The 17,552-nt window shown below is 37.2% G+C and carries 16 protein-coding genes; 13 read left to right on the forward strand and 3 right to left on the reverse strand.

Annotation, left to right across the window (positions count from 1 at the left end; translation table 11 throughout):
- The first annotated feature begins 17 nt into the window (after positions 1-17).
- From porL to porN, 3 genes are read left to right on the forward strand one after another with little or no spacing between them, the layout of a single operon-like run.
- Positions 18-860 (forward strand): type IX secretion system motor protein PorL/GldL, encoded by an 843-nt coding sequence (gene porL, locus LVD15_RS08700; RefSeq protein WP_233779906.1) that lies wholly within the window; start codon positions 18-20, stop codon positions 858-860.
- 52 nt (positions 861-912) lie between these two features.
- A complete protein-coding gene (porM, locus tag LVD15_RS08705; RefSeq protein WP_233779907.1) occupies positions 913-2,502 on the forward strand; it encodes a type IX secretion system motor protein PorM/GldM in 1,590 nt (529 codons plus the stop codon).
- Positions 2,503-2,523: 21 nt separating this feature from the next.
- Positions 2,524-3,426 (forward strand): type IX secretion system ring subunit PorN/GldN, encoded by a 903-nt coding sequence (gene porN / locus LVD15_RS08710; protein WP_233779908.1) that lies wholly within the window; start codon positions 2,524-2,526, stop codon positions 3,424-3,426.
- Between the two features lie 156 nt (positions 3,427-3,582).
- Here the strand turns inward: porN and uvrC are convergent, their stop codons facing one another.
- Genes uvrC through porW form a run of 3 tightly spaced genes read right to left on the reverse strand, consistent with a single transcriptional unit; the run spans position 3,583 to position 10,275 of the window.
- Positions 3,583-5,385 (reverse strand): excinuclease ABC subunit UvrC, encoded by a 1,803-nt coding sequence (gene uvrC / locus LVD15_RS08715; RefSeq protein ID WP_233779909.1) that lies wholly within the window; start codon positions 5,383-5,385, stop codon positions 3,583-3,585.
- Positions 5,385-7,712, reverse strand: coding sequence for a transglycosylase domain-containing protein (locus LVD15_RS08720; protein ID WP_233779910.1), 2,328 nt, complete (start codon positions 7,710-7,712; stop codon positions 5,385-5,387). The genes uvrC and LVD15_RS08720 overlap by 1 nt, the downstream gene beginning before the upstream one ends.
- Positions 7,702-10,275 carry a type IX secretion system periplasmic lipoprotein PorW/SprE gene (porW, locus tag LVD15_RS08725; protein WP_233779911.1) on the reverse strand — a complete coding sequence of 858 codons (2,574 nt, stop codon included), beginning with the start codon at positions 10,273-10,275 and terminating at the stop codon, positions 7,702-7,704. Before porW ends, LVD15_RS08720 begins: the two co-directional genes overlap by 11 nt.
- A gap of 186 nt (positions 10,276-10,461) precedes the next feature.
- Here porW and LVD15_RS08730 point away from each other — a divergent pair, with 186 nt between their 5' ends.
- The 10 genes from LVD15_RS08730 to atpG all read left to right on the forward strand — a co-directional run bounded on the left by LVD15_RS08730 (position 10,462) and on the right by atpG (position 17,479).
- Positions 10,462-11,331, forward strand: a complete 870-nt coding sequence (locus tag LVD15_RS08730) for a M23 family metallopeptidase (protein ID WP_233779912.1) — start codon at positions 10,462-10,464, stop codon at positions 11,329-11,331.
- Positions 11,332-11,344: 13 nt separating this feature from the next.
- Positions 11,345-11,788, forward strand: a complete 444-nt coding sequence (locus LVD15_RS08735) for a bactofilin family protein (RefSeq protein ID WP_233779913.1) — start codon at positions 11,345-11,347, stop codon at positions 11,786-11,788.
- A complete protein-coding gene (locus LVD15_RS08740) occupies positions 11,772-11,984 on the forward strand; it encodes an AtpZ/AtpI family protein (protein ID WP_370687403.1) in 213 nt (70 codons plus the stop codon). Before LVD15_RS08735 ends, LVD15_RS08740 begins: the two co-directional genes overlap by 17 nt.
- Positions 11,977-12,372, forward strand: a complete 396-nt coding sequence (locus tag LVD15_RS08745; protein WP_233779915.1) for a DUF6168 family protein — start codon at positions 11,977-11,979, stop codon at positions 12,370-12,372. Before LVD15_RS08740 ends, LVD15_RS08745 begins: the two co-directional genes overlap by 8 nt.
- Before the next feature lie 108 nt (positions 12,373-12,480).
- Positions 12,481-13,566, forward strand: a complete 1,086-nt coding sequence (atpB, locus tag LVD15_RS08750; protein ID WP_233779916.1) for a F0F1 ATP synthase subunit A — start codon at positions 12,481-12,483, stop codon at positions 13,564-13,566.
- A gap of 37 nt (positions 13,567-13,603) precedes the next feature.
- The gene (atpE, locus tag LVD15_RS08755; protein WP_202245536.1) at positions 13,604-13,792 is read left to right on the forward strand and encodes an ATP synthase F0 subunit C; all 189 of its coding nucleotides are present in this window, start codon (positions 13,604-13,606) and stop codon (positions 13,790-13,792) included.
- A gap of 94 nt (positions 13,793-13,886) precedes the next feature.
- Complete coding sequence (locus tag LVD15_RS08760; RefSeq protein WP_233779917.1) at positions 13,887-14,387, forward strand: F0F1 ATP synthase subunit B; 501 nt, start codon at positions 13,887-13,889, stop codon at positions 14,385-14,387.
- Positions 14,388-14,394: 7 nt separating this feature from the next.
- Positions 14,395-14,955, forward strand: coding sequence for an ATP synthase F1 subunit delta (atpH, locus tag LVD15_RS08765; RefSeq protein ID WP_233779918.1), 561 nt, complete (start codon positions 14,395-14,397; stop codon positions 14,953-14,955).
- Positions 14,956-14,969: 14 nt separating this feature from the next.
- Positions 14,970-16,550 carry a F0F1 ATP synthase subunit alpha gene (gene atpA, locus LVD15_RS08770; protein WP_233779919.1) on the forward strand — a complete coding sequence of 527 codons (1,581 nt, stop codon included), beginning with the start codon at positions 14,970-14,972 and terminating at the stop codon, positions 16,548-16,550.
- A 44-nt stretch (positions 16,551-16,594) separates the two neighbouring features.
- Complete coding sequence (atpG, locus tag LVD15_RS08775; RefSeq protein ID WP_233779920.1) at positions 16,595-17,479, forward strand: ATP synthase F1 subunit gamma; 885 nt, start codon at positions 16,595-16,597, stop codon at positions 17,477-17,479.
- Positions 17,480-17,552: the final 73 nt, after the last annotated feature.

The raw sequence follows: 17,552 nt of genomic DNA on the forward strand, positions 1-17,552 counted from the left end.
ATTAAAACCTTAAGACAATGAGTAAAAAAAAAGGTGGACTAGCGGAACTTGTTTATAAAACCATAATGCCTAAGGTTTATGGTATAGGTGCAGCCGTAGTTATTATAGGTGCTTTATTTAAACTTTTACACTTAAAAGGCGCTAATGAGATGTTGATCCTAGGTCTAGGTACTGAGGCGTTAATTTTCTTTTTAAGTGCTTTTGAACCCCCACACGCAGAGCCGGATTGGGCAAAAGTTTACCCTGAATTAGCAGAAGACTATGAAGGAGTGGCTACTGCTCCACGTATATCTAATAAACCAGTTGCTAATACTAGTAATGGAAACTCTACTAGTCAGCAATTAGATAAAATGATGGAAAAGGCTAAAATTGGTCCTGAGTTGATCGAAAGCCTTGGAAAAGGAATGAAGAGTATGGCTGACTCAGCTTCAAAAATGTCAAACTTGGCTGATGCTGCTGCTGCTACTAACGATTATGCTAAAAACGTAAAAACTGCTTCTCAGTCACTATCTGACATGAACAAGTCTTATGCAACTACTGCTCAGGCTATGTCTTCTATGGCAGATGCGACTAAAGATTCTAAAGAATACCATACACAAGTACAAAATGTAACTAAGAACCTTAGTGCTCTTAATGCTGTGTATGAAATGGAATTGAAAGATGCTGATAGTCACGTTAAAGCAATGAATAAATTCTACACTAACATGGCCGGAGCCTTAGAAGGTATGACCAAAGCTGGTGAGAAGACTAAGACATTTGCTAACGAATTAGATAAGCTTACAACAAACCTTACTTCATTGAACACAGTGTATGGTAACATGCTTACTGCAATGAGAGGATCTAGCCCTAAACAAGGATAATTAGGGATATCAATATTGTTTATGATTTATTCATTAAAAGTATCAATCTAATATGGCTGGCGGAAAAGAAACCCCAAGACAGAAGATGATCGGCATGATGTACATGGTGTTAACAGCCCTGTTAGCACTAAACGTAAGTAGTGCCGTATTAGAGAAGTTTGTCTTTATAGATGAAACATTAAAGGAATCTGGAGTTGCGTTATCTGAAAAGAATAATAAAACTTTAACAAATATTACTGCAGAGGTTAAGAAGAAGGGTGATCGTGGACCGGACGTTAAAGTGCTTAAAAGTGCTCAAGATGTTCGCAACATGACGCAAGATATCTTAACTTACATGGACGGCCTAAGAACCAGAATGGCTGAAGAAACCGGAGGTTACGATCCTGAAACGCACGAGCTTAAAGGTGCTAAGGATACTGAAGGTGTAGCTAATATAATGATTAAGAATAAGGAGGGTGAAAAGTTAAAATCACAGTTAAATGACTATTCTCAAAAATTAGCATCTGTAACGGGATCTGAATTTACTCCTTTAGCAAGAGATGCTGCTGAAATACCTATGGCGGCTTCTGATCCTGATCAAAAAATGAAAGATTTCTCTGAATATTATTTTGGAGATACTCCTACAGCAGCTGGTATGGCAACTATTAGTCAACTTGAAACTGAGCTTTTGGGTTACGAGTCACGAGCACTAGAAATTTTGGCTGAGAAAGTTGGAGCTAAAGATGTAGAATTTGACAAAGTGGTGCCTTTGATTAGGCCAACTTCTAACGTTGTTGCCTCTGGTGCTGATTTTGAAGCAGACTTATTTATAACTGCTGCTGCATCTGGTATGAACCCTACATTTAGTTACAATGGTAAAGAAGTGCCTGCTGAAACTAATGAATTTGGCATCAAATATGGTAAGGTGAAGTTTGCTGCAAAAGCAACTAGCTATGACCCTAAAACTTTGATGTCAGAGCAAAAATTCAAGGCTCAGATTAACTTGAATGATAGTACTTATACTATTGATCATACTTATTACGTTGTAAAACCAGTAATACAAGTTAGATCAGCTGCTTTACAAGCTTTGTATATGAACTGTGGAAATGAATTGGATATTCAGGTACCTGCTTTAGGTACAAGCTATAATCCTTCTTTCTCTTCTTCAGAAGCAACAGTTGTAAAAGGTAACAAACCGGGTCTTGTAGTAGTTGTACCTAAAGGTAGATCAAAAGTTAATCTTACTGTTAGTAATGGAGGTAATGTACTTGGAACTGAAAGGTTTGATGTTAAGAAGGTACCTGCTCCAAATATTGAGATTACTTCAAGGAATAGGCCTGTTGATTTCGAGAATGGTGTAGCATCGGCTGCTTTAACTACTATCAAAGTTAGTGCTGAAGCGGAGGAAAATTTCGCACGTGAAGTTCCAAATGATGCAAGATATAGAGTAAGAAAAATTAATGTTAAGTTGGCCAGATCAGGCAGACAAATTAAGACCGGAGACTTTTCATCAGAAAATATAGATTTAAGAGCTTGGAGGTCATTGTTTAGAGCTGGAGATAACTTAATTATAAAGGTGGAGGATGTTAGTAGAAGAACATATCAAGGTGAAAATGAGAGAGTGAAGCCTACTACTTCTATCTATAATATCCCAATAAAATAAAATTATATAGAGGTTGTGAACATGATAAACTGTAAAAAATTTATACTTGTTGTCTTTATAGGATTGTTGGCCACTCCTATGTTAGCGCAGAAGAGTGAATTGGATCAATATAATCCTAATTCAATAGAGCCCATAGCAAAGTATGAGCATCTGTTTAAAAGGCGAGTATGGCGAACAATTGATTTAAAAGAAAAGCAAAATAAAGGATTCTTTGCAAGAGGTGGCGAGATAACTGCTTTTATCCTCGATGCTATTCGATCTGGTGAACTAGTGGATTTATATACTAATGATTCACTAACTACAAAGATGAGCAAGGATGAATTTTTAAACAGATTAGTTTATCAAGAAGGTCTTGAAATAGCTCCTTGGGAACCAGGTGTAGAGTACTACGAAGGTGATCAGGTAAAATATAACGGTGTAGTTTATTCGGCTATTTTCGATGAGATTACTTCTGTTCCTTCTGAATCACCAGATGATTGGGAAGCTACTCCTGGAGTAGGTAGTGCAATTCTGTTCTTACCTCGTCAGATCAGTATTTTGAGGTTAATGGAAGATATGATTTTCGATAAAAGAAGATCAAGACTTTATTATAAACCTCAGAGTATCCAGTTAATTATACCTGGCTCTGAAACTCTTGATGGAGTAGAGTTGCCATTGGTAGTGCTTAAATACAAAGACTTGTATAAGTTGTTTAAGGATCATCCTGAAACAGCTATATGGATCAATAGATACAACAGTGCTGAAAATAAGAATTTTGCTGATGCATTATCTTTAAGAGAATTTAGATCTACTTTGTTTAAATTCGAAAACCCTGATGATGATCCTATTGTAGATATGTACAAGAATAGGATGGAAGCTGTAATGGCATCTGAATGGTGGGAGATGGAACTGATGGAAAAAGAACACAACCTTTGGGAATATTAATCCTATAACGATAATAAAAAAGGGCCACATCTGTGGCCCTTTTTTTGTTGATAGCAATTTTCCTTTTATAACAGAACCCTATATTTCTTTAGCTAATATTGGATGAGGCGCTAGATTTAAGTCCCAGTTAATCGTGTTGGAGACTGTTAATTGGAATTAAGCTTTGTTATTAAGCCCTTTATTAAAATGCTCGATTATGATTTGAGCTTTTTGATTTCCTACGGAACTGCTAAGTTCTTCCAAGCTTAGTTTTTTAATTTTTGTGATGGACTTATACTCTTTAAGAAGTTTATCTGTAGTGTTTTTGCCAATGCCTGGGATCTGTTCGAGCTCTGTCTGGAAAGTATTTATACTTCTTTTTTGACGGTGAAAAGTTATAGCAAATCTATGCGCTTCATCTCTTACCCGTTGTAAGAGTAAAAGAGAAGGAGATTTTTTATTGATGTGTACTGGTATACTATCTTCGGGGAAGTAAATTTCTTCTAATCTTTTGGCTATACCCACTATTGGAATTTTCCCGTACAAACCTAAATTTTTTAGTGCCTCACAAGCACTGCTTAGCTGTCCTTTACCTCCATCAATAACTATTAACTGAGGTAGTGGAAGGTCTTCGTTGAGTAGTCTTCGGTAGCGCCGATGCACTATTTCTTTCATTGAAGCGAAATCATCTGGTCCAACTACTGTTTTAATATTAAAATGGCGATAATCCTTCTTCGAGGGTTTTCCATTTTTAAAACAAACCATTGAGGCTACAGGGTTGGTACCTTGTAGGTTACTGTTATCAAAGCACTCTATATGCTCTGGGATTTCGGTTAATTTTAAATCAAGCTTAAGTTGTACTAATGTTTCATTTTGCTTTTTCTTCCCTGAATAGGTGAGCTTCTCCTTTTTGTATTCTAATGAATTTTTTAATGATAGTTCGAGCAGCTTGCGCTTATCACCTATTTTAGGGACTGTATTAATTATCCCCTCACCTAAATTAATAGGTTCATTTGAAATGATTTCCTTATGATCGCTATTGTGTAGGTCTCTTAGGGCGACTGCAATTAATGTAAGTACTTCGTCATTGGGTTCTTCTAATTTTTTCTTTACCTCAATGGTCTTGGCTAGTGTAATAGCTCCATTTTTCACCTGCATATAATTGATAAATGCAGTTTGTTTTTCTGTAACTATACTAAATACATCTAGTTCAGAAAGTTTAGGGTTAACAATGGTAGACTTAATCTGGAATTTTTCTAAGAGCGCTAATTTTTCCTTAAATAATTGAGCTTTTTCAAATTGTAATTCTTGAGAAGCATCCAACATATGGCTTTTGAAGTAGTTTTTGACAACTCCGAGATTGCCTTTTAATATGTTTCTTGCTTGCTCAATGTCGTTGTCATAATCACTTTCACTTTGTAAACCTTCGCAAGGGCCTTGGCAGTTCCCGATATGATATTCAAGACATACTTTGAATTTGTGGTCTTTAATATTTTTAGGAGTAAGGCTTAATTTACAAGTTCGAATAGTGTAAAGCTTCCTAATGAGATCCAGCACATTTTTCATTGCCGAAACACTGGAAAATGGCCCGAAATATTCACCGAAAGTAGGTATAAACTTTCTGGTTGAAATTATACGGGGGAAGCGCTCATTAATAATGCATATATAAGGAAAGGTCTTATCGTCTTTAAGGAGAATATTATATTTAGGTTGATTCTCCTTGATAAGGTTATTTTCTAATAATAGTGCATCAAACTCGGTGTCTGCAATGGTATAAGCAATAGCTTCAATTTCAGAAATAAGCTTTCTTGTCTTTCTGTTGAGCTGGTGTGATTTTGTGAAATAACTAGCAACTCGTTTTCTGAGACTTTTGGCTTTACCAACATATATCAGTTGGTCTTCCTTATTGTAAAATTTGTAGACACCGGGCTGTTGTGGTAATATGTTTCTTTGATCAACTTTAAGTTTAGGAACTTGCATTAATTATTGAAATCTGAATCATCCCACATTTGTTCATCTTCACCTTCATCTGCTTCTGTGGAATCAGAAGATACCTGATTATACCTGCTACAGTCCAGGTTGACGTCAATGCCACCAATTGGGCGCTCAAACGGACCTTTTTCTATGGCCAGGTCTTTATCATTATAAACCTTGAGCATATACTTTTCCCAAATTGGTCTTGCAGTTCTTCCTCCTTGACCGGATATCCAGTTTCTGAAGTGTATGCTTCGTTCATCACCTCCTACCCAAACTCCGGTTACGAGGTCTTTTGTTACACCCATATACCAGCCATCTGAAGCATTATTGGTAGTTCCTGTTTTACCACCTACCTCGTTGTTGATTTTTAATTCTCTATCAATACCTACAGAGGTACCACCTCTTTCCTCCACACCACCTCGTAGCATGTAAAGCATTTTATAGGCTGTAGATTGACTGATAGCTTGTCTTGTTTTAGGAACGAAATTTTCAATAACATTACCATTCTTATCTTCAATTCTGGTGATGTAATATGGTTTGGTGTATATACCATTATTAGCAAAGGTGCTATATGCTCCCACAAGTTCATAAATACAAACATCACTAACTCCAAGACATAACGAAGGCACTTCATCTAGGTGGCTCTCTATACCTACTCTATGAGCAAAGTCCACTACATTTTTAGGAGTGACTTCTTTCATGAGATATGAAGTGATCGTATTTACAGACCTTGCCATTCCTTGTCTGATGGTCATTTTGTCTCCGGTACCATACTTGCCATCTGAGTTAGGGGTAGTCCATGTGCCACCTTCAGGAAGGTTGAAAGTTACCATCACATCAGGTACTTCAAAGCATGGAGGGTAACCCTGCTCTATAGCCGTGCCGTAAACAAAGGGCTTGAAGGTAGAACCCGGCTGCCTTTTACCTTGCTTTACGTGATCATATTTAAAATATTTATGGTCAATACCACCCACCCAAGCTTTAATATGGCCAGTGTGAGGATCCATAGACATGAGACCTGTTTGTAAAAAGCGTTTATAATAGTTGATAGAGTCCAACGGACTCATAAGAGTATCTTTTTCACCTCCCCAGCTGAAAACCGTCATTTTACGCGGCTTATTCATCATGATTTTGAGGCTATCAGAATCACGACCATATTTTTTTACCAGTTCTCTGTAATGTTCAGTACGTTTAAAGCGAGATTCTAAGAAATTAGGTATCTCTTTTCCTTCATTGATCCAAGGGTTTCTGTCTCCCCAGTGATCATCGAATAACTCTTGGAGTTTGGACATATGTTCTGTAACCGCTTCTTCTGCATAACGCTGCATTCGGCTATCTATGGTGGTATAGATTTTTAAGCCATCTTCCCAAAGGTCATATCCATTTTGCTCAGACCATTCTATAAGATCACGCCTGATTACAGTTCTAAAGTAAGTAGCTAATCCTTTATTTTGGTTGGCTACATCATAACTTTCCAAGTCAATAGGGCTTGTGCGAAGTGAATCTAATACCTCTTGGGTGATATGCCCATGTCGGTAAATTTTCCCTAGCACCTGGTTTCTCTTCTTTACTGAACTCTCGTAATTATATACTGGGCTAAAAGCATAGGTTCCTTGTAATAGACCTACTAATACAGCAGATTCATCATAATTAAGTTCACTAGGCTGCTTACCGAAGAATGTTTCAGCCGCAGCTTTGATACCATATGCGTTACTACCGAATGAAACGGTGTTAAAGTACATGGCTATTATTTCTTCTTTAGTGAAATTTCTTTCTAAATGAGCCGCAATCATCCATTCTTTGGTTTTGATGATTATCTGCTTAAGTCCATTTATTTTATAAAGGCTACCCTCGTTCTCCGTCATAGTGTTGAAGAGGTTCTCTGCCAGCTGCATAGTGATGGTACTACCACCTCCTGCATAGTTGAACGTTAATTTACCCACTACGGCTCTTATAAGACCTTGAAAGTCGATTCCTGGGTGCTTATAGAAACGGTGGTCTTCCGAAGAAAGTAGGGTATTAACCAGTTCCGGAGATAGCTCATCATAAGTTACCTGGCTTCTGTTATATCTAAAATAACGACCTAGAGAAACACCATCAGCGGAAATTAATTCTGAAGAGAGGTCATTTTCAGGATTTTCCAAGGCTTTAAGGCTGGGCATGCCTCCATATAATCCGAATAGGTTTACATTAACCGTAAGGATATAAATAGGTAGCAATATCACTACGATAAAGAAAAAAATCCACAACGCTAGTACTGCGAATTTAAACCCCTTTGACTTCTTAGTGGATTTAGTTCTGAATTTTTGTAGAATGTTTTTAAAGTCCATTAATATAGTTTTTATTAAAAAACCTTAGATAGGCTTCTAAGTCTTTAGTCTGGTAAAAAATGTTGAAGTTATCTTTTGTGATTACAAATTTATAGAATTTTGAGTTCTTAGTATCTTCTGAAATGGCGTCTGTGTCAATGAATTTTTCATAATAATTCACAGCATCTTCTTTTTGACCTAATCCGGTGACCATAACCATGTCATATTTATCATTCAAAATCAGGTTGCTGGTCTTTAAATTGGCATTTGATAAAGACTTGTTATAATTACTAACCTCTTTAGACAACACGTCGGCTAGGTCTTTACCAGACTCGTATACTAATATGAAATAGTGATCTTGCTCGAAATATTTAACAAATTCAGTACCCAATAGACGCTGCTGCTTTTCCTGGAAGTTTTTAGATGCCTGAAGCAGCTCTTTTGCATATGGCAAGATGTCACTGTCAGGGTTCTTTTCAATAAACTCTGAAAGCTGATACTGATATAGATTTATATTTTCTGTTTTACCAACTATTAAAATTTTCAAAAGCCTTAACCTGGGACTAAATACAGTTTCAGTAATGTTATTAAGTCCTGAATCTAACTTTTGAGTGGCCAGTTTGTATTCCCCATTTTTAAAAAGAGCATAAGCATCTTTATAAACTACTTTCAATTGTTCATTCGCTGCTGTGCTTTCTTCGGTATAGTTCGGGTTAGCAAGTAGCTTAGCATATGTTGTGTTAGGATACTGATCCAGTAGCTGAGTCTTATATATGTCTGTACTTCTATTCAACGCCTTATTAATAAGGTACATTTGGTAGAGCACCTCAGGTTCATTTTCTGATCCAGGAAATCTGGTTAGTAACTTTTCAAAGGTTGCTGAAGCATTTTCAAGCTCATGCAGGTCAAAGTAATAGATGTTGCCCAGTGTGTAGTACGCTTCTTTGATCATTTCTAGCGATTTTTCTTTGGCTTCATCACTAAATGGAATTTGGGCATAAAGCTTATCTGCTTCACTACTTTGAGGTAGTGGATCGGCGTCAGGCTCCTCTTGCGTACCTTCTACCACCTCAACATTGTTCTCAGCCAAATTATCAGGACCTATGGCTGGTGTGTTGCCTTGAACACTGCTTAATCTCCAGTTATCCTCTAGCGCTCGGTCTCCCCAGATTCTTTCAAATTCTGTTTGACCTAATGCTACTGCCGAAGGATTACCAAAATACCAACCTGTGCTATTACCTATACCGCTGTCTTCGTTTGCGAGTGTAAACTGCCGCCTTCTTTCTGCTATTCGGTTTTTCTCTTCAATCTTACGTTGCTCTTCGGCTTGTGCCTCTAAGTATGCATCTATCGTATTTCTTATGGTTATAGAATCTAAAGAAGCCAATTCTAGCAAGCTGTCTTGTAGATGAATAGTGTTGAGCTGGGTCACGAACTTTTCTAAAATTTGCTGGCGTTCTTGAATCTGAGCATAGTTTTCGAAATCTGTCGGTAAAGTTTGAACGGCACTATCATAGTAATTTTTAGCTAGTTCATAATTGGCCATACTATCATATTCTATCTGACCAATTCTCAAATAAGACTGACCTTTTTGACGATTATTGTTAGTACTAGAGTATATGGATGATTTAAAATAAGCGATTGCCTGATCCATATTCCCTTGGCGCAATTCAAATTCAGCCATTTCATAGTAGATCTTATCCTTGTACTCTACGTTTTTCTTATCCTTCAATAATTTTTTGAAATGTTTTCTGGCATCTTTTAGGTCTCCTGATTTGCCAAGTTCGGTAACTTGGGCCATGTATAAGCGAGCATAGAAGTCCAGCTCATACTCAGGATTGCTGGCTATACATTTTTTGTAAAAATTGTAAGCCTCGGAGTCAAAGCCCAGATCCTGGTAGATTTGAGCTATTATAAAATAGATACGGCCTTTGCCATCTTTTCTTTTTAATAAAGGTGCCGCTTTTACTAAGTTGGCCACCATATTATCAAGATCACCTTGGGTTTGGTAATAATGAGCCTGATTGAGATAAAGTATTTTAGCACTCTTTTTATCTAGATCCTCTTTTTTAAGATAATCAGAAACGGCTATAGCATTATTGTATTCGCCATAATCAGTAAAGGTTCTGTGTAAATGTGCCAGTGCCAGGTGCCTGGTGTCATCATCTTCACTTTTAGTGTTTACATACTTAAAAGTCTCAATGGCATTTACATAGTCTAATGAATAAAAACGGGCAAGCCCTATGAGCACATAGCTGTCATCTACCCACTTACTATTCTTGTGAATTTGTATTACCAGAGAAGATTTTTTAATACAGTCATCGACCTGCTCCTTATAACTACTGGCCAGCACAGAATCTATGGGAGGGTATATTTTTAAGACCTTATTGTAGTCATTGTCGGCACTGCTTTTTACAATTTCTTTAATCTCTTTTATATCATTCTTAGCGTAGAAGTAGGCATTATACCTTGCAGTGGTATTATGGTATGCCTTACTGATGATATTCTTACGTTCAGCGGAGCATCCGAGTAAAAAAAGGAGAATGATGAAGGAAAGTAGCGTATAGTTTTTATTGCGTAACAAAGTCTTTTTGTTCTGTTTTTAGGTTACCAGAAAATATGTATACAAAAATGATATTTAAAATGCAGTATGTTGCGAGTTTCGCTAAAATTTAGTTAACTGTCCAAACAACGTAAAAAATATGATAATTAATACAATAATAGTTTATTATATCTATTTTTGTTGCCCTAAATTTTAACAGACAGCAAATTGAAGGCAAGAAAGACACTTTCGAGTTGGTTGGTTAATCGTTATCTGCTGATAATTAGAAACGAGGAGAACTTTGCTGAGAAGTCCACTTTCAGTTTTACCTATGCTAAGGTAATTCTGCTTGCTGTAACAGTGTTTATTATCCTTATGTTTTTAAGTCTGCTGCTGGTAAAAACTTTACTAGCACAGTGGTTTGATCCCAGGCATGCTCAAATAGAAGCTAATAAAAGGTTTTATGAACTGACAGCTAAGGTAGACTCTCTCTCCTTGGAGGTAGATGAGAAAGAGCGGTTTATAAAAAATTTCCAGCGCGTGCTTAGCGGAGATACCGTTAATATTGGTGAAGAATACCACCAGGAACATATTGAGAGCAGTGAAATCATTAATGAGAATATAGACGTGAGTCAATTATCTCCTATTGATTCGCAATTCCGGCAGGAGTTTGAGCGAACAGATATGTCACTATTAAACTATACATCAGGTAATTATAGTGAGTTACAGGAGATATTCTTCTTTTCACCGATTTCTGGATTTATTTCTTCTCCTTATAATATTAAAGACGGCCATTTCGGCGTTGATATCGTAGCTAAGAAAAATGAACCGGTGAAAAGCATTGCAGATGGCACGGTAATAATGTCGTCATGGACGCAAGATTCTGGGTATGTTATAGCCATTCAGCATAGGGGAAACCTGATTTCAGTGTATAAGCATAATGCAGAACTTTTGAAAAAAGTTGGTAATTTTGTTAACGCTGGAGAGATTATTGCCATAATTGGTAATACCGGGGAGCTTACCGATGGGCCTCACCTTCATTTTGAATTGTGGAATAATGGAAACTCTGTTAATCCAGAAGAATTTGTAACTTTTTAAACCCTCTTAAAGTATGTTCGCTTCTAAAGAAGATCATAAAACAGCAGAACTCATAAGCAACTCAAGCAATATCATAGGCAAAGGAACTGTATTGCAAGGTAGTGTTGAAACATTTGGAAATATAAGGATTGAAGGAAAGATAATAGGAGATGTTAAAACAAAATCGAAAGTGGCTTTGGGACAATCTTCTTTTGTGGAAGGCAGCATTCTGGCTCAAAACGCTGAGATAGAAGGAAGGCTAGATGGCAATATTGAAACCACAGAGATCTTAATTCTTAAACCAACAGCGGTAGTAAATGGTGATATATATACCAATAAACTAATAGTAGAAACTGGGGCCATTTTCAATGGAGGATGTAAAATGGGCATTACCACTAAGGAGATTAAGATAGAAACTATGAATAGTAATGGTCAGGCTACCAAATCTTTAACTCCTGAAGGTGCCCAGGCAGTATAATAACTATATCAAATATTCAGGAATGGCCATGCAATTGGCCGTTTCTATCTATGCAGGCCATTGGTTGGGTGAACTTATTGATGAGGAGACAGGAAACGAGTCTGGTCTTTATGCAAAAATCATCACACTGGTTGCGGTCTTTCTCTCTACTTTTTTAATCATCAGAGAAGTTATCAAATCTAATTCAGATGAATAAAGCCTTTAAAAGGTTCATTATTTTTTTCGTAGTTTTAATAGTAATGAGTGTAGCTATGTACAGTTTACAGATGTATGTGCTCAACTCAGGAAACTACGACTTACATTTTACCCTACAGTCAATTTATATTTTTCACTTTATAGCCACTTTGCTGGTTTGCGCATTAATAGAAGCTATTAGCACTATTATGCCTAACCAGGCCGGTTATGCTTATCTTGGTTCTATTTTTATAAAAATTGGACTTTTCGTATTGATCTTCAAAGACGCTCTTTTTATAGAAGGAGGTATGAATAAGCCAGAAAAACTGTCAGTTGTTATACCAATGCTTGTGTTTTTATTGGTGGAGTCAGTATATTGCGGCAGGTTACTTAATGCCCAGCAGGGCTAAAACAGATAGCAACTTTCTGCAAAACAATTTGTAAAAAGGGAAGTTACTTTTCGGGAAATTCTTAGCTTTGCGCCAAAATTATAACAGATTCCTTTTTTCCGTAGCGTGATGATCAAAAAAAACACCGCCTTTTTTACATTATTAGTCATATTGTTTGCCTCAAGCCTGGCCTTTGGATCAAATGATGAAGAAGCTGGCCATTCTACAGGAGGTGCCGTGGATACAAAAGAAGAAATTGATGAGTATATCCATCACCACCTGAGAGATTCCCACGATTTTACGTTGTTCACCTTAGGTGAATCAGGTACACACATAGGTTTTCCTTTACCTGTAATTTTATGGGACGACGGATTACATGTTTTCATGTCATCTAAATTTCACCATGACACAGAAGTAGCTGAGTCTAATGGTAATTATTATGCTGTTCACCATGGAAAGATCTATAAAACTAATGCAGAGGGTCATATGGAATATGATGAGCACCATCATCCTACTAACCCCACTCCATTAGATCTTTCCATTACCAAGAACGTAGTAGGTATGATATTCGCAGGTCTTTTACTCCTGTTGATGTTCGGATCATTAGCTAAAAGCTATAAAAACGGTCCTATCCCTACTGGAGTTGGTCGTTTCTTAGAGCCATTAGTTATATACGTAAGAGATGAAATGGCAAGACCAAACATTGGTGAAAAGCATTATCAGAAATTTATGCCTTATTTATTAACGGCATTCTTTTATATCTGGATACTCAATTTGATGGGAATGACTCCGCTTGGTTTTAACGTTACTGGTAACATAGCCGTAACCGTTTGCCTGGCCTTGTTCACATTCTTTATTGTACAGTTTAGTGGAAATAAAGATTACTGGAAGCACATCTTCTGGATGCCCGGAGTACCCGTACCAATGAAAATTATATTAATGCCTATAGAGATAATAGGTATGTTTACCAAGCCGTTTGCACTACTTATTCGTTTGTTTGCAAACATGACAGCTGGTCACTTTGTGGTAATGAGCCTTATCGCTTTATCAATCACCATGAAGGCCGCTTTTGGCCCGGCAGCAGCTATGGGAATGTCTTTCTTCCTGGCTTTGTTTATCTCTATTATTGAATTACTTGTTGCTTTCCTTCAGGCTTATATCTTCACTATGCTATCAGCATTGTTTATAGGTATGGCTATAGAAGAGCATCACTAAAATTGAATTTATTGTTTAATTATATAAATCTATACACATGTACAATTTAATTGGAGCAGGATTAATCGTAATCGGTGGTGGAATTGGACTTGGTCAAATTGGAGGTAAAGCAATGGAAAGTATTGCTCGCCAGCCAGAAGCAGCCGGTAAAATTCAAACTGCTATGATTATCATTGGAGCATTATTAGAAGGATTAGGTTTTGGTGCCTTAATCTTAGGAGCATAATAGTGCGTAGACATTAAAGCTCACCTTGTTGCGATAGGCGCAAGGTGTGCTTTACCTTAAGAATTAAACACAGAATTATATATATATATAAGAAATGGATCAGCTGATTAATGACTTTTCTCCCGGCTTGTTTATCATGCAGGCTATTATTTTCCTGGTATTATTGTTCATCCTCGGCAAATTTGCGTGGAAACCAATTATTCAATCTCTAAAAATAAGAGAGGAATCTATCCAGGAGGCTTTAGATGCTGCTGAGCGTGCCAAACAAGAAATGGAGCGCTTACAGTCTGATAATGCTAAGCTATTAGATGAAGCAAGACACGAGAGAGAGCAGATTCTTAAAGATGCAAGACACGTAGCCAACAATTTAAAAGAAGAGGCTTCTCAAGATGCTGAAAAGCAAGCGAAAAAAATCCTTGAAGATGCAAGACTTGCTATACAAACAGAAAAGCAGGCAGCACTTACTGAGGTGAAAAATCAGGTAGCTAAGCTTTCATTACAAATCACAGAAAAACTTCTTAGAAAAGAACTTAGTGATGAGAAAGCTCAGAAAGAATTAATAGAAGATTTTGTTAAAGACGCTAAGCTGAATTAATTAGAAAATGACTGAACACAGAGCCGCTTCACGCTACGCTAAGTCTTTACTGGAACTAGCAAAAGAACAAGGAGTTTTAGACCAGGTGCATGATGATATGCTTTCTTTTCATAAAATATGTGAAGAGAACCGCGAGTTTGCACTTATGCTGAAAAACCCTGTGATAAAAAATAATAAGAAACGGGCCATTTTGGAGAAAGTGTTTGAAGGAAAAGTAAATGAGCTGACCCTATCTATATTTAAGGTTATTTCCAGAAAAAACCGTGAAGCTTTATTACCTACTATAGCCAAAGAATTTCATGTTCAATATAACATTATAAATGGTATAGAGGTAGCCAGTGTAACTACAGCTGTAGCGCTAACACCAGAACTTAGAGCACAAATAGAAGAAATGGTTAAGAAAATTTCTTCTAAGCAAAAAGTAGATTTGGTAGAGAAGGTAGACCAGGAAATCATTGGAGGTTATATCCTTAAGGTAGGTGATCGTCAGATTGATGATTCGCTGAAGACAAAATTGAAATCATTAGAACACAAGTTCAGTCAAAATCCATATATCAAAGAATTTTAAATTAACAACATACAATGGCAGACGTAAGACCAGACGAAGTTTCAGCAATACTTAGAGAGCAGCTATCCGGAGCCAAAACCGAAGCCGAATTAGAGGAAGTTGGTACGGTACTAGAGGTTGGTGACGGTGTAGCACGTATCTATGGTTTATCAAAAGCTCAGTCAGGAGAGCTTCTTGAATTTGAAAATGGACTTAGAGCACTAGTGCTTAACCTTGAAGAGGATAATGTAGGTGCTGTAATTTTCGGAGAATCTAAAGGTATCAAAGAAGGTGATACTGTAAAAAGAACCGGCCGTATCGCCTCTATTAATGCAGGTGATGGCATGGTTGGCCGTGTGGTTGACACATTGGGTAATCCTATAGACGGAAAAGGCCCAATAGAGGGAGAAACTTACGAAATGCCATTGGAAAGAAAAGCTCCCGGTGTTATATACAGACAACCTGTAAACGAGCCTTTACAAACAGGTATTAAAGCTATTGACTCTATGATTCCTATCGGTAGAGGTCAAAGAGAGCTTATCATTGGTGATAGACAAACCGGTAAAACTGCCGTGGCTATTGATACTATCATCAACCAAAAAGAATTTTATGAAAGAGGAGAGCCTGTATTCTGTATTTATGTAGCAGTAGGTCAAAAGGCTTCTACTGTTGCTGGAGTAGTAGCTGCTTTAGAAAAAGCTGGTGCTATGGATTACAGTGTGGTAGTTTCTGCTTCTGCAGCTGATCCTGCTCCTATGCAGTTCTTTGCTCCATTTACTGGTGCTGCCATTGGTGAGTACTTCAGAGATACAGGTAGACCTGCTTTAGTAATATATGATGATTTATCTAAGCAAGCAGTAGCTTACCGTGAGGTATCTCTACTTCTTAGAAGACCTCCAGGTCGTGAAGCTTACCCTGGTGATGTATTCTACCTTCACTCAAGATTATTAGAGAGAGCTGCGAAGATTTCTCAAAATGATGAGATAGCGCAAGGAATGAATGATCTTCCTGAAAGCTTACAAGGGAAAGTAAAAGGTGGTGGTTCTCTTACTGCACTTCCTATTATTGAAACTCAGGCTGGTGACGTATCAGCATATATCCCTACTAACGTAATTTCTATTACTGACGGACAGATATTCTTGGAGACTAACTTGTTTAACTCTGGTATCAGACCGGCCATTAACGTAGGTATTTCTGTATCAAGGGTAGGAGGTTCTGCTCAGATTAAATCAATGAAGAAAGTAGCTGGTACGCTTAAGTTAGACCAGGCACAGTTCCGTGAGCTAGAAGCATTTGCTAAGTTCGGTTCTGATCTTGATGCTGCTACTAAGCTTACTATTGATAGAGGTAGAAGAAACCTTGAAATCCTTAAACAAGCTCAATATTCTCCTGTAGCGGTAGAAGAGCAAGTAGCTATTATATTTGTATCTACTAAAGGTATGATAGATGATGTACCTGTAGATAAAGTAAAGGCTTTTGAAAGAAGCTTTATTGATGTGCTAAGAAGTAAGCATCAGGATGCATTGGATTCACTAAGAGCTGGTAAGCTGGAAGACAGTGTTACTGAAGTATTGGCCTCTGTGGCCAAAGACTTATCTAAGCAATACAGTAAGTAATCATTTTCAGGGTGTGTATGCACCCTGGTAACTTAATTCGATAAATGGCGAATTTAAAAGAAGTAAAAGCGAGAATACAGTCTGTTAACTCTACTCAGCAGATCACTAAAGCCATGAAAATGGTGGCAGCGGCTAAGTTGAAGAGAGCTCAGGATAATATTTTACAAATGCGTCCTTATGCTCAGAAACTTTCTGGCATTTTGAAGAACTTATCATCACTTAATGATGGTGATAACAATTCAAGCAAATACTCTGAAGAGAGAGCTGAGGGCAATATACTTCTGATTGTAGTTACTTCAGATAAAGGGCTTTGCGGTGCATTTAACAGCTCTATATTTAAGGCTACTAACAGAGTAATAGAGGAGAAATATAAGAAGCAATTCGAAGCTGGAAGATTAACTATTTTGCCTATTGGTAAAAAAGCTTTGGAATTCTTCACTAAGCGTAATTATAATGTTATTAATGATTACTGGAATATGTTCTCTCCGGTATCATTTGAGAAAAGCTCTGAAGCGGCTCAGTTTGTAATGGATTCTTTTGTTGATGAAAAATTCGATAAAGTAGAAATCATTTATAATGAGTTTAAAAACGTGGCTACTCAGATTCTTAATGTAGAGCAATATCTTCCTGTAGAGCGTGCAGAAGAGGCTGAAGCTACTACTTATGGAGTAGACTATATCTTTGAGCCATCACAAGAGCAGATTGTAAAAGATTTAATACCTAAATCTTTGAAAGTTCAATTATATAAAGCCATTTTGGAATCTAATGCTTCTGAGCATGGAGCCAGAATGACAGCTATGGATCAGGCTACTGATAATGCTGGTGAGCTTCTTAAAGATCTTAGATTAACATACAATAGAACAAGACAAGCAGCTATTACTACCGAAATCCTGGAGATTGTGGCAGGAGCGGAAGCTTTAGGTGCTTAAAAGATAATTTTATTAATTTTGAAAGGCGAACCTCTTTGGTTCGCCTTTTTTGTTTAATCTCCAGCAGATACAT

It is taken from the genome of Fulvivirga maritima, assembly GCF_021389955.1.
GTDB classification, from domain to species: Bacteria; Bacteroidota; Bacteroidia; order Cytophagales; family Cyclobacteriaceae; genus Fulvivirga; species Fulvivirga maritima.

What these genes read in the sequence shown, in the direction of transcription:
- porL (WP_233779906.1), top strand. Translation starts at nt 18, where the DNA reads ATGAGTAAAAAAAAAGGTGGACTAGCGGAACTTGTTTATAAAACCATA.
- porM (WP_233779907.1), top strand. Translation starts at nt 913, where the DNA reads ATGGCTGGCGGAAAAGAAACCCCAAGACAGAAGATGATCGGCATGATG.
- porN (WP_233779908.1), top strand. Translation starts at nt 2,524, where the DNA reads ATGATAAACTGTAAAAAATTTATACTTGTTGTCTTTATAGGATTGTTG.
- uvrC (WP_233779909.1), bottom strand. Translation starts at nt 5,385, where the DNA reads ATGCAAGTTCCTAAACTTAAAGTTGATCAAAGAAACATATTACCACAA.
- LVD15_RS08720 (WP_233779910.1), bottom strand. Translation starts at nt 7,712, where the DNA reads ATGGACTTTAAAAACATTCTACAAAAATTCAGAACTAAATCCACTAAG.
- LVD15_RS08735 (WP_233779913.1), top strand. Translation starts at nt 11,345, where the DNA reads ATGTTCGCTTCTAAAGAAGATCATAAAACAGCAGAACTCATAAGCAAC.
- LVD15_RS08745 (WP_233779915.1), top strand. Translation starts at nt 11,977, where the DNA reads ATGAATAAAGCCTTTAAAAGGTTCATTATTTTTTTCGTAGTTTTAATA.
- atpB (WP_233779916.1), top strand. Translation starts at nt 12,481, where the DNA reads ATGATCAAAAAAAACACCGCCTTTTTTACATTATTAGTCATATTGTTT.
- atpE (WP_202245536.1), top strand. Translation starts at nt 13,604, where the DNA reads ATGTACAATTTAATTGGAGCAGGATTAATCGTAATCGGTGGTGGAATT.
- LVD15_RS08760 (WP_233779917.1), top strand. Translation starts at nt 13,887, where the DNA reads ATGGATCAGCTGATTAATGACTTTTCTCCCGGCTTGTTTATCATGCAG.
- atpH (WP_233779918.1), top strand. Translation starts at nt 14,395, where the DNA reads ATGACTGAACACAGAGCCGCTTCACGCTACGCTAAGTCTTTACTGGAA.
- atpA (WP_233779919.1), top strand. Translation starts at nt 14,970, where the DNA reads ATGGCAGACGTAAGACCAGACGAAGTTTCAGCAATACTTAGAGAGCAG.
- atpG (WP_233779920.1), top strand. Translation starts at nt 16,595, where the DNA reads ATGGCGAATTTAAAAGAAGTAAAAGCGAGAATACAGTCTGTTAACTCT.